This window comes from Paenibacillus sp. FSL L8-0340 (assembly GCF_038593145.1).
Lineage (GTDB): Bacteria > Bacillota > Bacilli > Paenibacillales > Paenibacillaceae > Paenibacillus_AQ.
Genome location: NZ_CP151967.1, coordinates 338,330 through 352,777, shown reverse-complemented (window position 1 = coordinate 352,777; position 14,448 = coordinate 338,330). Strand labels below are relative to the sequence as shown.

Below are 14,448 nucleotides of genomic sequence, written 5' to 3'. Positions count from 1 at the left end.
GGACACCTCCTAAAAGTTTTGTATGCATAGGGCTCCTCGGTCAGCCTTGGTCAGAACTGGCTTCAGAACCCGCTTCATAAGAGCATGTTATTTGCCGTAGGTTACTGCATCCGGCAAAGCCCTCTTCAGCGGCTCCAGATTGAGCTTGCTGTCCAGGTCAAAATCCTGTGCGATGATCCCCGTCTCGACCATGTATTTCTTCTGGCCTGCCAAGCTGTCATAGGCAGCCTGTGTAAAACCAACCTCCCATGGGTTTACAGGCAGATCCTTCAGCGTATTTTCTCTCGGCTGCTTCACTTCCTCGTACATGAGATCCGCCACTTCATCTGGATGCTCCTGGGCATAGTCTGACGCTTCAGCAACAGCCGCCAGGAATCCTCCGATCACATCCGGCTTTGCCTCCAGAAGTTCATTGCCGGCCACAATTCCTGTACCCAGCCGCACTGGAGTTTTGGACATGTCAGTTAACTGGTGTACACCTTCCAAGGCATTCAGCTTATCTTCCAATGCTGAACCGATGACCCAGGTGGCATCAATATCTCCTTGCTTCAGGGCAATAAAGGCTTCGTCAAAAGCCCCCTGCCCGGTAAGCTTCACATCACTTAACTCGATGCCCTGCTCCTTCAGGTATTCATCCCACAGATACGGCAGGAAGGTTCCGCGCAGGAAGCTAAGATTCTTGCCTTTCAGATCGGCGGCACTCTGGATCTCATCCCTCACGTACAGCTTCCAAGCCGCCGCAGCCTGATCGGTAGCCAGACCGGCAGAAGCAATAATCGAATATTCGCCTTTGGAAATAGCGTTCAGCAGCGGGAAGTCAGCGCCGTAGGCTACATCCACCTGCTTGATGAAAAGAGCATTCACACCCTCTGCGGGGGTGCCAAAGTTGACAATTTCCGCGTCGATTCCATGATTTTTGAAGAAACCTTTATTTAGAGCTACACGGAAGGTCGGATTGGAATTCGTGTCGGCAATCTTGATTTTCACGGTCTTCTCCTTGCTGCCGGATGATCCCTCAGACGCGGCGGCATCCCCCTTGGAACTGCAGCCTGACATAAAAATTACGAAAGATAAGGATAAGAGCAGAAAAGCAGAACCATACCAGGATTTTTTCAAGTAAACACACCTCTTCATTTTCGAATTAATCTATCTCGCTCTCTGAACAGCGCTCTCATCAGCGGTAGCCACACAAGCAGCTCCTTCTACAAACGGCAGGGTTGTCGCTACACTTACTACAGAATCCGAGCCCTTCGGCGCTGCACCAGGCACTCTGAAGGTGGTCACATCTATTGGTTCAATCGCAATTTCCTTCGGCTCCTCCAATTGCGGCACCCATGCATACGGCAGCCGGTAGGAACGGTAGACCATATTCGTGTTTCGGCGGTCGGTAAATGGCGAGACATACTCCCAGACCAGCTCATACTCCGCAGTAACCTCAAACAATCTGCCGTTCGATCCTTCTGTAATCAGCGTGTTTCCATTGGCTAGCCGCTGGGCCGAGCTGATATAAGGACTGTAAAATTTATAGGAATCCGTCGGAACTGAGAATCCGGCCTCTGCCGAAGTGTATTGCCATACGACCTCTAACGTTACGGGATCAATCTCCAGGATACGGGAGTGATCGCGCACCGCATTCTTCTGCCCGAAAGATGATGCCGGATTCGGCAGACCGTAACCGCCCCAGCCGCCGTTGTCGAATACGAGAAGATTGCCTTCACCCGGCAGCCCTTTTGGAATAATGTGAGCGTGATGCTGGCCGATAATCCATCCGATATGCTTCACTTCAGGGAGAGAATAGTCCGGTCCGAGCCGCCAGACAATAGCACCTGTTTTCCTGTCCGTAATCGCGATGATGTTCGCTTCCCGGGCATCCCAGATGACGTTATCCGGGTGAAACCGTTCGTCTCCATTATCATAGAACTTGTTCAGCCCCACGTACGATGCAGAGTTGATATGCAACCAGTCGCCTACGCCGCCGCCGAGATTGCCGAAAGAACGCGTGTTAGGGTCGCGGAACAGGACATTACGGGCCGCTTCGTCAAAGCCCAGTTCAGCAAAGTGATCGCTGGCCTTCCACTCCCAGATCATTTTGCCTTCCCAATCCACTTCAAGAATGGTGTCATCCAGCAGCTCTTTGTTGGAGATGATTTCGTTGTGCAGGTTCTTATGGGCGAGAATTAATGTCTTGCCGCTGCTTACCTTAGGCTCAAGCCCCGGAGCGTAATAGCCGACCGGATTACCTTCCCGCTGGTAATCGTGGTGCTGGCGGGCATACCACAGCGGCTCATAGCCGGGATCTTCAATATGCTCATAGCTGTTGTACTTCCAGACGATATTGCCATCCCAATCGACCTGCACCAGATCCACATTATCCTGAATGCCAAACTTCGGATCTCTCCGGCCCGTGCTGCCTAGTACATAACCGCCGGGGAGGATTTTGGCCGGAAAGCCGAGCAGCCCCTGCCACAGATGAACCTCTTTGCCGTTCATGTCGATCAGCACTACACCTTCTTCACCCGCCTGAAATACCGTATAGCCGCTCCACGCCTTGGCCGGATTGTACACTGTTGCTCCTGTTGGATAAACTGTTGAATGTCCCATAATCATCTCTCCTTAAAGTTTTGTGTGTATTGGCTTCCTGAATCGGCTTCGAACAAAACTGTCTTCGGAAGCATTTGCTTAAGTTTTGTGTGTATACACTTCCTGAGTCACTTCGAACAAAACTGTCTTCGGAAGCATAGACATTATTTTCTCAGTAACTAAGATATTTGCTCTCTGTTGCGGTTCTCGGCGGCTTCTGTTCAGGGCTGGCAGGAACGGGGGGCTCGGCATTCCGCTGCGCCAGCTCCAGCAGCGTATCCGAGAATCCCTCCAGATTGCTGATGATCCGTTCATAAAAGCGGCTCTGCAGCTCAAGCTCCTCCTCCGTGAAGCCCTCGAACAGAAGCGTGATACATCGGGCCCCGATGTTGCTGTTGCGCTCGGCCACTTCCCTGCCCTTGGCTGTAATATCGAGTAATACGGTTCTGCGGTCATCTTCCTTGCGCCTGCGCACTGTATACCCGCCGGCCTCCAGCTTATCGCTTAGTGCAGTAATCGCACCGGAGGTGAAATCGAGCTGCCCGGCCAGATCGCCAAGCCGCTGCTCACCCTCGCGGATGATTTTGTGCAGAATCAGCATACCCGGCAAGGTAATCCCCGCAACACTTACACGGTCACGCTCCTTCACAAACCTGCGCACCATTTTGCGGAACAGATAATCCGCCGCCTCCAACTGCTCCCATTGTTCTTCCGTCATGCTCTCCCTACTTCCCCTCCATCAGCCAACAAAAAAAGACTCCCGGCACACTCCCCCATAGGGAGATCATGCGGGAGCCTTTGGCGGTCCAATCGGCTCAGTTAATTATTTCACTGTTCATTTAATGACTGGTGAATTATTGCAGTAATCATAAACCCCTTTAAACCAACCTGTCAAGTGTGGATTTGAAGAAAATAAAAAGCATCCCTCAGGATGCCCCGTCCTTCATATTAAGTTAACCGGATCACGTAAGTTATGAACTGGTAAGCATTATCCTTCAAAATACCGGAAGAAGCGAGCAGCTTCTTCCCGGAAGGGCTCCAGCGCAGCTGGTCGGCCACTTCAATGTCAGCCAGAACCGGTGTTTGTTCGCCCGTTTCCACTTCGGTGATAAATAAACCATCCTGGCCCGGAGCAGCGTTTCCGGCAGTCAATGCATAAGCCAGCTTGCTGCCGTCCGGGGACCAGCTGGTTCCGAATATTTGCTGCGCCGAAGCTAGTGTTGACTGCTCATTGCCCTCCGTATCGCAGAGAACCAGGACCATCTCTCCCGGCTTGGTCCGTTTTACAATAGCCAGCCTGCTCCCGTCCGGTGAAGGAATGACCCACATGACACTTTTCTTCAGCAGCCTGGATTGCTTCGTTTCGGTATTATAAGCGTTCAACTCCTCTTCTTCACCTGTGACGTAATAGACCAGGTTTCCCGACTGCACCACCTCATGAACATACGCCGCACCGGGCTTAACCACAATTTCTTGACTACCCTTCAGATCGGCTCTTAGGATATTGCCCTCCATATCAGGAAAAAGAACCTGCACGTTGTCGGTCCATTTCCCCTCTTCGCTCCTGAACGGCATATCATCCAGCTGTACGGATATTCCAGTTTCCAGATTCATAACGTAGCCGAAGCCTGTGGAATCCTCCAATTCTTTGTAGAGAAGATGCTTCTTATCGGGAGACAGCAGGGCTGAGCCGTAATTTTTTTTCCCTTCAAGGAGCGGAGTATCCTCACCCGTGGACAGGTTGTGCAGATAGAGATTATGCGGATAACGTTTCTGTCCCTCAACCGTCTGCGCAGGAAGCTGGCGATTCTCCTTATCCACAACGAGACTGTCTTCACTGACAAAATCCATTCCACGGACATTCTCCACCTTATCAATGCCCTCCAGCTCCAGCTTCGTGTAAACCGATTCGCTGGTATTGTCCAGAACGGTGATCTTCTGGCCGGATTTCTCTATGACCTGCCGGGACTCCGTTTCGCCCGTATTGCAAGCCGCCGTGCACAACAGTACTGCCGTGCACAACAGAAACAGCGCCGCCTTGCCCGGCTTTCCGCCTATCTTTGCAGCCATGATCGTTCCCCCTACAAGCTTAAGTTGCTCCAAGCATACCGGAAGAGTATTTCCAAAGCGCCTCCGGATGTTTCCAAATTGTAAATTAAGAGACCCTCGGAAAAGACAGTTCAAATGCCGTCCCTTCCCCTTCAGTCTCCAGCAGGGTAATGGTTCCGTTCTGCTTCTCCACCAGATTGCGCACCAAGGATAGGCCCAGGCCAGTCCCGCCTGAGGCTCTGGAACGGTCACGGTTGACCGTGAAGAAGGGTTCAAAAATCTTGTCGTGAGCCTCGGGAGGAATCCCGATACCGGAATCCTTGATGGTGATCCATACCCGCTGGTCCCGGACCCCGCTATGAAGATGAACGCTCCCTTGGGGGACATTATATTTGATCGCATTGTCGAGCAGATTGATAAAGATATGCATAAAGCTCTCCTTATCAATCCAGATATGGGCGGGCTCGGCATCCAGCGTAATCGTAATCCCGTAGCGCTCCGCCTTGCCGTTCATACGCCCGCAAATATCCTCCAGGCTCCCAGCCACCTCCAGCAGTTCTGCCTGTGACTCGAAATCGTATTTCTCCAGCGCCGTCAGCTGCAGCACCTTCTCAACCATCTCATACAGCCGCTCAGTTTCTTTGGAAATATTTAGCTTGGCATCAAACAACAGCTTGGGATCATCGTCATACATATTCAGCAGGTCTACATAAGCTTTTATAGAGGTCAGCGGCGTCTTGAATTCATGGCTGATATTACCGATATACTGCTTCTGCTGCTGCTCCAGCGCCTGCAGCTTGGTGACGGCCAGCTGCAGCTTGCGCTGCTCCTCATCCTTCGCGGCAATGCTGCTCTCAATCTCGCGGCTCATGAAGTAAATGCCTTCAGCCAGCTCGCCCAGCTCATCCTTCCGCTTTACTGGCGGAGCAGAGATATATTCGGCGCGGCGGATCGACTCCGCCGCTTTCTTAAGCCGCCCGATCGCCGCAGCGGCACGGTTGAAATATAGATAGCCGACGATGAAGCTGAGCACCAGCACCGCCGCACCGGTCGTCAGGAACAGGTTCTGTAAGGTTTGCTGGAAGCTTTGGGCGCTCTTCAGCGAATACTGCAGCTGCACAACACCCATCTGCTTCTCCGGTCCTTGCACAGGAGCCAGATAAAGCAGCTTATCATCCGCTGCGTTCTGGTAGGCAATTTTATTCTGCAGCGCATAAGCCAGCGCACCGGAGACATCCTGCCCTGCCGGGGCAGTCTCTCCTTGGACCGAGCTGCCAACGACCTGCCCTGCCGCATCGTACAGTGTGACTTCCAGGCCGGTGAACCCGGCCAGCTCCACAGCCAGTGATCTGCCCCGCTGCTGCATGAATGCCTGCGGCTCGAGACGGGCACCCGTATAATATGTCTGCTTCACCCGCAGATTCACTGTTTTGACATGCTGGTCCAGGTAGTCTTCAGCCTGCAGCTGCTGGTTCCTTGCTACACCTTGCAGCACAAAATAACTCAGCACACTTACAGCCAGAATGAGCAGTACGGCCAGGAACAGGCTGAATTTCAGCTTGATGCTGATCCTCATGGGTAACTCCCGGCAGGAATGGCTTTATAGCCGACCCCATAGACGGTTTGCAGCACATTCTGGTACGGCTCACCCAGCTTTTTGCGCAGCCGCTGGATATGTATGTCCACCGTACGCGTGCCTCCGGCGTAATCCATTTCCCATACCTGTTCCAGCAGCTCTTCGCGCATATAGACACGCTGCGGGTGGGACAGCAGGAGAAGCAGCAGATCAAATTCTTTTGGCGTCAGCTCAAGCTGCTGCCCGTCAAGCTCGGCGCTTCGCCGTCCGGGATACACGCGCAGCGCCCCATATTCGATAATCTCGCCCGGAGTCTCTCCGCCTTGTTTGTCCAGCCTGCGCAAGAGCGCCTTGACACGGGCCAGCAGCTCACGGATTTCGAACGGCTTGGTCATATAATCATCCGCACCCAGCTCCAGGCCGACGATTTTATCAACGATATCATTTTTGACGGTCAACAGAATAATCCCGATGTCCTTCCGGTTCTCCAGCCTGCGGCATACATCGTATCCGCTCAGCTTCGGCATCATCACATCCAGCACCATGGCATTCGGCCGGAAGGTCAACACCTTGCCAAGCGCCTCTTCGCCGTCAGCGGCGGTGTCCACCTCGTAACCTTCACGGCGGAGCGCATAGGCAATCGCACTAACAATGCCCGGCTCGTCATCGACAACAAGCACTTTTTTAGCCATCTTCGGTTCACCTTCACGCTTCCGGTTTAATTATTTCTTGGCCAATTGTTCTAGTTGTAGTATACCTTTGTTCGCCTGTTTGACCAAAATCCTTGCCTGCTTCCAAAAAAACGAACCCGCTTGCCAATTTAAACGTAGTATCCGTCAGGAGCCCAATTTTTAGGTTATCTTAAACCAGACTTAAGCTTAGCCTCAGCTTCACCGTTTACAATAAGCTTAAGCTAAAGTCCTAATTACCGTAACCTACGCCCCTTGATTGATATAACATTACACTTAAAGTGAGGATGACACTGATGAATATAAAAGATATGAACATTAAACGCATGAACATTAAACGGGTGATGATTGTCGGAACGATGATTGTAGCCATGTCCTTCGGAGGAACCACTTGGGTCAAGCCAGCTGCAGCCGCAGCCGCTCCGGTCGCCAAATGGTCCACTTCTACCAATGTGGCAGACAAAGATGAATTACTGGAGGCACTGAATCAATCCTCCGACGAGGAGCTGTACGAGGCACTCTATGACGGGAAGTCCTTACATGATATCGCTGTAGAAAACGGCGGGAATATTGACAGTGTGATTCACCTGCAGGTTGCCCAGCTAACCCAGCAGCTTGATGCCAGACTGGCAAGCGGAAGCATTAGTTCGGAGCAATATACCGCTCAGAAAGCCGAACTCAGCGAACTTGTGGCTCAAAGCGTTCTTACCTCATTTGATTAACAGGAACTACATAACAATTTGAACAAAGAAAAAGTGGCATTCCAACTTTCGTTAAGTAGGAATGCCACTTTTTTATTGTGCCGCAAGGAATCTGACAGGTTATTGAATCTTTTTCGCTTCAATATCCAGAGGTACCTGCTTCTCCCGGGTAATATCCAGAATATCTAAGAAGAAGACAAAGATCGGAATGCCGAGAATAAGTCCCCATACGCCGATATAATGCTCGGAGAACAGCAGCACGATAAAGGTGTAGAACATCGGCAGGTTCATTTTGGAAGACATCAGCTTCGGGTTGAGGAAATAGCCTTCTACAAAATGCAGTACTGCAATCATCGCCAGCACATAGATCGTCATTTCCAGCCCGCCGATGCTATAGCCGATAATGCAGAGCGGAATCAGGGAGATGACAAAGCCTACAACCGGGATCAGACTGAGCATGAAGATCATGATCGACAGCGCGAAGAGGTACGGGAAGCCAAGAATCCACAGCCCGATGACCGTGAAGAAAGTATTGAACAATGCTATCAGAATTTGGGCCTCAATGACTTTGCCGAAGGAGGAGATGAATTTTTTGCCGAAATACTCCAGCTCCACATAGAACCAGGAAATCTTGCTCTCTCTCAGGCGGGAGGTAAAACTGACAATCCGGTTCTTCTCCAGGATGAAAACAAAGCTCAGAATGGTTGACAATACGAAGGTTGTGCCCCAATTGCTGATCTTGAGCACATAATCAATGCCGCTCTTCATATAGGACTCATAGTTCAAATCCTTCAGCATGTTAAATAAATACTGCATAATCTCATTCTGCGGAATATCTTCAGAGGTTAAGGTGCTGAGAAAATTGGTTAATTGCTTAATTTGCTCAAAAACCTTGGGCAGATATTTGACGAGGGCCATCACGATCATGCTGATTAAAGCGAGATATAAGATGATAATAATAACCTTACTGTTCACCTTAACAAATCTACTGGTCCGCTTGGTCAGCAATACCTGAAAGCTGTTCATTACATAAGCAATCAAAAACGTCAGCAGCACCAAATTCAGCATGTCTCGAATACTGTACAGCAACAGTGCGATCAGCGCCAGAATCAAAAACCGCCGGGCTGTTAAATTCGCGTAGTAACGCTTGAATACTTCCATTGTTCCTCTCCATTCGCTTGCAATTAGGACTTTTACTTATAGTCTACAGTAATGAAATCACTTATAGCAACTTGGAGGGCTTCTAAATTACGCGGAAATACAAACTTTATGTCAACTTATCATAGCCGAGCCTTTATTATGCTATAATGTGGAAAATAATCGCTAAATCCGCAGAATTATTTCTGCCACTGGAGGTCTTTATCTTATGGGAAAAATCATCTGTATTACCGGAGCCTCATCCGGAGTTGGCCTGGCCTCGGCCTTGAAGTTCGCACGTGAAGGCTGGATCGTCTACGCTGGTACACGAAACCCCGCACGCGATCAGGAACAGTACCGTGGAGAGAGCAATCTTCATTTTGTGGAGCTGGAGGTTACGAAGCCGGAATCGGTTCAGGCTGTGATCGAGCGGATTGATCAGGAGCAGGGCCAACTTGATGTGTTGTTTGCCAATGCGGGCTTTGGCTATCTCCGGGCGCTTGGACAAGCACCGCTGGAGGACATTCAAAAGGTGTTCGACACTAACGTATATGGCGTCATGCATACGATTCGGGCCGCGCTGCCGCTGTTGCGCCGCACCGGGTATGGACACATTGTAGCCACTTCAAGCGTCGGCGGACTGGTTGGCCAGCCGATGAACGAGATCTATTGCGCAAGCAAGTTCGCGGTGGAGGGCTTGCTGGAAAGTCTGGCTACCTACTACAAGCCGCAGTTCAATATTGATGTCACGCTGCTTGAGCCTGGAGCCATCGCCACTGAATTCAACAAGACCGTGCTCGGTCATGTAGCCGACACCGGAGGAATTCTGGAGGACGAATATAAGCCGGTTCTTGATGCCTATACCGCGACATTCCTGCAGCGGAACGTGGTGCCGCAGACCGCTGCTTCTGTAGCGGACGTCATGTGGGACCTGGTGCATATGGAAACCAAGCCGCTGCGGATCCGCACCTCGGAACAGGCGGAAGCCTTCGTCACCCGCAAGATAAGCACAGACCCTACCGGACTCGAAGGTGTGCTCAACACCCGCAAGATCCAGCTCAATCTATAAACGGCTTGAAAGAGGAGCTGGCTCTAAACTGCGTTTCCGGTCTTCAAGTCTGACCGGCAGTTTCAGCCAGCTCCTTCTCTATCAGCTCCCTGTTGCACAGTCCATCACCCGTATGCCCCGGCGCAACATAGCCGTCAGCACCTTATCTCCGAATACTAGCGTTTGCCCATCCTGTAACACCAGCGCTTTTCGATTGTAACACTGATTCCCCTCCTAGCCCGGATTAACGTTTCTATTTCATATTATATTTCAACAAAAAAAGATTGCCCCGGCAGAGCGCCGGGCACAATCTTCTCTGATGTCGATAAAACTTTATGAATGCCTTGTACCCCGTTTACCGCTGGATCGGCTCGATCCGGTATACTCCGGCCTCAGCCTGTCCAGAAATCATCTGCCATCCGAAGGAGAGCACCGCTTCCAGACGGCTTTTCTCAGTGTCCAACAGAGCCACCTCCACCGCTTCCTTGCCTTCCTCCAGCTCAAGCTTCGCCTCTTTGCCGAGGGCTACAGCAATCCAGCTGCGAATCCCGCGAATGGTATTGTACTTGATCTGGTAGCCATCCGTTACCGCACGGCGGTACTCCTCCGGCTGCTCCGCAGCGAAAGCTGCCAATTGCTGATAGTCAAAATGGAATTCACTCTCGTCCACCGGCAGCTCTCCACCGGAGGTTATTCCGAGCAGTTGCCCGCTCTCCCAACCCAAGGACCGCAGCGATTCCAGCAGCAGCGCATCCCATTGCGATAATTTAACTTTGCCCGATGTTTCTGTCATTGTATGACCTCCCTCCAGTAATAACACCATTAACTCAGCTTATCCTTATTTCAAATCATAGCACAGCTGCCCTTTATTCCGCGAAGTCGTAGGCCACAAAGTGGCCTGGGCTCACTTCCTGCAGCTTGACGGCTTCACCCTCGCCGCGCGAGACAGAGAAGCCGTCCAGATGAATTCTCTGATTCACCTTCATTGGGTCAGTCTCCAGAATGGAAGACAGCAACGCTTTGGTATACGGATGAATTGGGTTGTCGTACAGCTCATCGCTCTCCGCAACCTCGACAAGGCGTCCGCCGTACATGACGCCGATCCGGTCGGAAATATGCCGGACCATCGACAGATCATGGGCGATGAAGAGATACGTCAGTCCGAATTCGGACTGCAAATCCTCCAGCATATTGACGACTTGAGCTTGGACGGAGACGTCGAGCGCCGAAATCGGCTCGTCACAGACGACAAATTCAGGGCGCACGGAAAGCGCTCTGGCGATGGAAATCCGCTGGCGCTGGCCGCCGCTGAACTCATGAGGGAAGCGGTACAAATGATCTCTCTTGAGTCCTACCTTCTCCAGCAGCGAGGCCACCGCTTCTTTGCGTTCTTCACCCTGGTGCACGCCATGGATTTTCATCGGCTCGCTGATCAGCTCCAGCACATTCAGACTGGGATTCAACGAGGAATACGGATCCTGAAAGATCGACTGAATCCGTCTGCGGAAAGGCTTTAGCTGCTTCTCGCTAAGAGAGCCGAGCGACTGGCCGTCAAATGACACCCCGCCGCCTGTATAATCATATAGCCGGAGCAGGCAGCGTCCTACCGTCGACTTTCCGCTGCCCGATTCTCCGACCAGTCCGAAGGTTTCGCCCCGGCGGATTTGGAAGCTGACGCCGTCGACTGCTTTCAGCACGGCGGTGTCGCGTCCGCGCATATCTTTGCCTTTGGAGAAATGCTTCTTGAGATTGTTCACATCCACCAGCACATCGCTTTTACTCACAGGGCTTCCCCTCCTTCCGCACGAACTGCAGCAGCTTCCGGCGCGCCTTCCGCCAGCCAGCACATGGAGCGGTGGCCCGGAGACAGCTCGGTTACCGGAGGCCGCTCGCTGCAGCGGGCAAAGGCATGCGGGCAGCGTTCCATGAACGGGCAGCCCGGCGGCGGATTCAGCAGATCCGGCGGCGTGCCCTCAATTGGAATAAGCCGCTCGCGCGAGCCGCCGCCACGTTTCGGGATCGAGCGCAGCAGGCCCTGGGTATAGGGATGCTGGGGGCGGTAGAAGATATCCTGGACCGTCCCCTCTTCCATAATAAGCCCACCGTACATCACGATAACCCGGGTGCAGACCTGAGCTACCACACCGAGATCATGGGTAATCAGCGCGACAGCGGTCTCCGATCTTCCCTTCAGCTCTTTAAACAGGTCAAGAATCTGCGCCTGGATCGTTGCATCCAGCGCGGTTGTCGGCTCGTCGGCAATCAGCAGCTCCGGCTGGCAGGAGAGCGCCATGGCGATCATTACCCGCTGCCGCATTCCTCCGCTGAATTCATGCGGATACTGCTTCAGCCGCTGCTCCGGATCACGGATGCCCACTTGGCGCAGCATATCCGCCGCTTCGGCGTAAGCCGCCTCTTTATTCAATCCGCGGTGTCTGCGGATGACTTCCGTTAATTGCTGCCCGATTCGCTTGACAGGATTCAGCGAGGTCATCGGGTCCTGAAAGACCATGGCGATCCGGTTGCCGCGCAGCTTGCGCCAATGCTTCTCCGAGAGCCCGTTCAGATTCTCGCCGCGGAACTCAATATTTCCGGCGGTAATGCGGCCCGGAGGTGTAATCAAGGACATAATTGCCTTGGCCGTGACACTTTTACCACTGCCGGATTCCCCGACGATTCCCACGGTTTCACCGGCATCTATATGAAAGCTGACTCCCCGGACCGCCTGGTTCTCCCCATCGCGGGTAGAGAACGATACTTGCAAATCCTCAACAGACAGCAGCCTCTGCGTCATGATGTCTTCACTCTCCTATCTCCGGATCAGCTTTGGTTCAAAGCCGACCCGCAAAATATCACCCAGCACATTAAAGCTCAGTACGGTTAACAAAATCATCAGCCCGGGAAACAACGCCAAGTAAGGCGCCTGGGCAATATAGCCCTGCGCGCTGTTCAGCATGCTGCCCCAGGTGGCATGCGGCGGCTGTACGCCGAAGCCGAGAAAGCTCAGCGAGGATTCCATCATAATGGCCGAAGCAATGTTGTTCGTTGCTCCTACAATAATGACCGGCACCAGGCCGGGAAGAATATGCCGCCAGATAATGCCTGTGGCGCTTTGTCCCGACGCCTTGGCGTACAGCACATATTCGCGTTCCTTGATCGTCATCGCCTCCGCACGGATAACCCGGGCTACATTCATCCACATCAGGAGCGCAATAATGATGATAATATTGCTGACGCTTGGTTTCAGAAACACGCTGAGCAGCAGCAGAATCAGGAAGGAAGGAATCGACATGATAACATCCAGCATACGCATCAGGAGATTATCCAGCCAGCCGCCGAAATAGCCGCTGATTACGCCCACTGTTACCCCAATGACGGTTGCCACAATCATCGAGGCGAAGCCGACCAGCAGGGACACGCGGCCGCCGTACAACGCTCTGGCCAGATAATCCCGGCCATAATCATCCGTTCCAAACCAATGGGCGGCCCCCGGCGGAGTTAGTCTCGCCATCGCATCCATTGCATTGGGATCATAGCCGGACAGGAAGGCGAAAATGGCTCCAAGGGTAAATACAATCAATATTACGAGAGCGGCGACACCCAGACCGTTCGTAAACAGCTCCGATTTTAGATTTTTCCATTTACTGCGATTCATGAGGTCACCCCTTTAATTTAATTCTCGGATCAACGAAGCTGTAGAGAATATCCGCCACCAGATTGCCGATAATCAGCATCAGGGAAGAGAATAGCGTGATCCCCATAATGACCGGGTAATCCATTCCCTTGACTGCCGTCATTCCCAGCGACCCGATGCCCGGCCAGGAAAATACCGTCTCCGTCACGATGGCCCCTGCCACCAGATCGCCCATGGACATGCCAAGCAGCGTAATTACAGGCAACAGCACATGCTTCATGACATGACGGAACAGTATCGTCGACTTCTTCGAGCCAAAAGCATACTGAATCTGCACATATTCCTCTTTCAGCTGACCGATAGTGCTGGAGCGGATGTAGCGCACGTACGTGGCGAGAAAACCAAAAGCCAGAACAGAGCAGGGCAAAATCCCGTGCTTCAGCACATCAACCGCCGATTCCACACCAATCGTACGCATCCCCATACTCGGCAGCAGATGCAGTTTAATGGCAAATAAGTACATTAGCAAAATGGCCAGCCAGAATAATGGCACCGAAATCCCGATGTAGGAGATAAAATTAATCAGCTTGTCGGCCCAGCGGTTGCGGTTCGCACCGGCAATCAGGCCAAGGGGAATCGCCAGCAGCACCGCAAGCAGGATCGCACTGCCCATCAGTCCGGCTGTCGCCGGCAAACGGTCCAGAATTTGATCCAATACCGGCTGATGGTTGACCAGGGAATACCCGAAGTCGCCCTGGGCGATTTCTTTGATCCAGATAAAATATTGAATATACGCCGGCTTATCCAGCCCCAGGTTATGGCGGATGCGCTCGATATCATCGGCATGCATATTCGGTGTTACAAAGGACAGCACCGGATCTCCCGGAGCCAGCTTGATCATCGTAAAGCAGACAACCGACACGAAAAACAACATCGGGATCGTTTGCAGCAGTCTACGAAAAATGAGTTGTCTCATACGCATATTCTCCCAGCTCTTGATCAGCAAAAAATAAGCTGGATGTCCAGCTTATTTT

14 protein-coding genes are annotated in these 14,448 nt (G+C 52.3%); 2 read left to right on the top strand and 12 right to left on the bottom strand.

Annotated features, from left to right (window positions below):
- Nucleotides 1-87 precede the first annotated feature (87 nt).
- The 6 genes from NST07_RS01625 to NST07_RS01600 all read right to left on the bottom strand — a co-directional run bounded on the left by NST07_RS01625 (nt 88) and on the right by NST07_RS01600 (nt 6,897).
- Nucleotides 88-1,116 carry an ABC transporter substrate-binding protein gene (locus NST07_RS01625; RefSeq protein WP_341377072.1) on the bottom strand — a complete coding sequence of 343 codons (1,029 nt, stop codon included), beginning with the start codon at nt 1,114-1,116 and terminating at the stop codon, nt 88-90.
- A 30-nt stretch (nt 1,117-1,146) separates the two neighbouring features.
- Nucleotides 1,147-2,601: an aryl-sulfate sulfotransferase gene (locus tag NST07_RS01620; protein WP_341089298.1), complete on the bottom strand. Its 1,455-nt coding sequence runs from the start codon at nt 2,599-2,601 to the stop codon at nt 1,147-1,149.
- Between the two features lie 151 nt (nt 2,602-2,752).
- Nucleotides 2,753-3,298 carry a MarR family transcriptional regulator gene (locus NST07_RS01615; protein ID WP_342480956.1) on the bottom strand — a complete coding sequence of 182 codons (546 nt, stop codon included), beginning with the start codon at nt 3,296-3,298 and terminating at the stop codon, nt 2,753-2,755.
- A 230-nt stretch (nt 3,299-3,528) separates the two neighbouring features.
- Nucleotides 3,529-4,650, bottom strand: coding sequence for a hypothetical protein (locus NST07_RS01610; RefSeq protein ID WP_342480955.1), 1,122 nt, complete (start codon nt 4,648-4,650; stop codon nt 3,529-3,531).
- Between the two features lie 85 nt (nt 4,651-4,735).
- Nucleotides 4,736-6,205: a HAMP domain-containing sensor histidine kinase gene (locus tag NST07_RS01605; RefSeq protein ID WP_342480954.1), complete on the bottom strand. Its 1,470-nt coding sequence runs from the start codon at nt 6,203-6,205 to the stop codon at nt 4,736-4,738.
- The gene (locus NST07_RS01600) at nt 6,202-6,897 is read right to left on the bottom strand and encodes a response regulator transcription factor (RefSeq protein WP_341089293.1); all 696 of its coding nucleotides are present in this window, start codon (nt 6,895-6,897) and stop codon (nt 6,202-6,204) included. Before NST07_RS01600 ends, NST07_RS01605 begins: the two co-directional genes overlap by 4 nt.
- 293 nt (nt 6,898-7,190) lie before the next feature.
- On the opposite strand from NST07_RS01600, the gene NST07_RS01595 reads away from it, so the two are divergent.
- Nucleotides 7,191-7,616 carry a hypothetical protein gene (locus tag NST07_RS01595; protein ID WP_341089292.1) on the top strand — a complete coding sequence of 142 codons (426 nt, stop codon included), beginning with the start codon at nt 7,191-7,193 and terminating at the stop codon, nt 7,614-7,616.
- A 99-nt stretch (nt 7,617-7,715) separates the two neighbouring features.
- Here the strand turns inward: NST07_RS01595 and NST07_RS01590 are convergent, their stop codons facing one another.
- Nucleotides 7,716-8,756, bottom strand: a complete 1,041-nt coding sequence (locus NST07_RS01590; RefSeq protein WP_038584955.1) for an AI-2E family transporter — start codon at nt 8,754-8,756, stop codon at nt 7,716-7,718.
- A 205-nt stretch (nt 8,757-8,961) separates the two neighbouring features.
- On the opposite strand from NST07_RS01590, the gene NST07_RS01585 reads away from it, so the two are divergent.
- Nucleotides 8,962-9,801, top strand: coding sequence for an SDR family oxidoreductase (locus tag NST07_RS01585; RefSeq protein WP_341089291.1), 840 nt, complete (start codon nt 8,962-8,964; stop codon nt 9,799-9,801).
- A 334-nt stretch (nt 9,802-10,135) separates the two neighbouring features.
- On the opposite strand, the gene NST07_RS01580 is transcribed toward NST07_RS01585, so the two are convergent.
- The 5 genes from NST07_RS01580 to NST07_RS01560 all read right to left on the bottom strand — a co-directional run bounded on the left by NST07_RS01580 (nt 10,136) and on the right by NST07_RS01560 (nt 14,390).
- Nucleotides 10,136-10,573 (bottom strand): hypothetical protein, encoded by a 438-nt coding sequence (locus NST07_RS01580; RefSeq protein WP_341089290.1) that lies wholly within the window; start codon nt 10,571-10,573, stop codon nt 10,136-10,138.
- 73 nt (nt 10,574-10,646) lie between these two features.
- Nucleotides 10,647-11,564: an ATP-binding cassette domain-containing protein gene (locus tag NST07_RS01575; RefSeq protein WP_341089288.1), complete on the bottom strand. Its 918-nt coding sequence runs from the start codon at nt 11,562-11,564 to the stop codon at nt 10,647-10,649.
- Complete coding sequence (locus NST07_RS01570; protein WP_341377068.1) at nt 11,561-12,574, bottom strand: ABC transporter ATP-binding protein; 1,014 nt, start codon at nt 12,572-12,574, stop codon at nt 11,561-11,563. Before NST07_RS01570 ends, NST07_RS01575 begins: the two co-directional genes overlap by 4 nt.
- A 15-nt stretch (nt 12,575-12,589) precedes the next feature.
- Nucleotides 12,590-13,435 (bottom strand): ABC transporter permease, encoded by an 846-nt coding sequence (locus tag NST07_RS01565; protein WP_341377067.1) that lies wholly within the window; start codon nt 13,433-13,435, stop codon nt 12,590-12,592.
- Nucleotides 13,436-13,439: 4 nt separating this feature from the next.
- Nucleotides 13,440-14,390, bottom strand: a complete 951-nt coding sequence (locus NST07_RS01560) for an ABC transporter permease (protein WP_076114551.1) — start codon at nt 14,388-14,390, stop codon at nt 13,440-13,442.
- Between the last annotated feature and the right edge of the window lie 58 nt (nt 14,391-14,448).

Bases quoted from the DNA above. Each gene is read 5' to 3' on its own strand.
- NST07_RS01620 (WP_341089298.1), bottom strand. From the start codon at position 2,601: ATGGGACATTCAACAGTTTATCCAACAGGAGCAACAGTGTACAATCCG.
- NST07_RS01615 (WP_342480956.1), bottom strand. From the start codon at position 3,298: ATGACGGAAGAACAATGGGAGCAGTTGGAGGCGGCGGATTATCTGTTC.
- NST07_RS01610 (WP_342480955.1), bottom strand. From the start codon at position 4,650: ATGGCTGCAAAGATAGGCGGAAAGCCGGGCAAGGCGGCGCTGTTTCTG.
- NST07_RS01605 (WP_342480954.1), bottom strand. From the start codon at position 6,205: ATGAGGATCAGCATCAAGCTGAAATTCAGCCTGTTCCTGGCCGTACTG.
- NST07_RS01600 (WP_341089293.1), bottom strand. From the start codon at position 6,897: ATGGCTAAAAAAGTGCTTGTTGTCGATGACGAGCCGGGCATTGTTAGT.
- NST07_RS01595 (WP_341089292.1), top strand. From the start codon at position 7,191: ATGAATATAAAAGATATGAACATTAAACGCATGAACATTAAACGGGTG.
- NST07_RS01590 (WP_038584955.1), bottom strand. From the start codon at position 8,756: ATGGAAGTATTCAAGCGTTACTACGCGAATTTAACAGCCCGGCGGTTT.
- NST07_RS01585 (WP_341089291.1), top strand. From the start codon at position 8,962: ATGGGAAAAATCATCTGTATTACCGGAGCCTCATCCGGAGTTGGCCTG.
- NST07_RS01580 (WP_341089290.1), bottom strand. From the start codon at position 10,573: ATGACAGAAACATCGGGCAAAGTTAAATTATCGCAATGGGATGCGCTG.
- NST07_RS01570 (WP_341377068.1), bottom strand. From the start codon at position 12,574: ATGACGCAGAGGCTGCTGTCTGTTGAGGATTTGCAAGTATCGTTCTCT.
- NST07_RS01565 (WP_341377067.1), bottom strand. From the start codon at position 13,435: ATGAATCGCAGTAAATGGAAAAATCTAAAATCGGAGCTGTTTACGAAC.
- NST07_RS01560 (WP_076114551.1), bottom strand. From the start codon at position 14,390: ATGAGACAACTCATTTTTCGTAGACTGCTGCAAACGATCCCGATGTTG.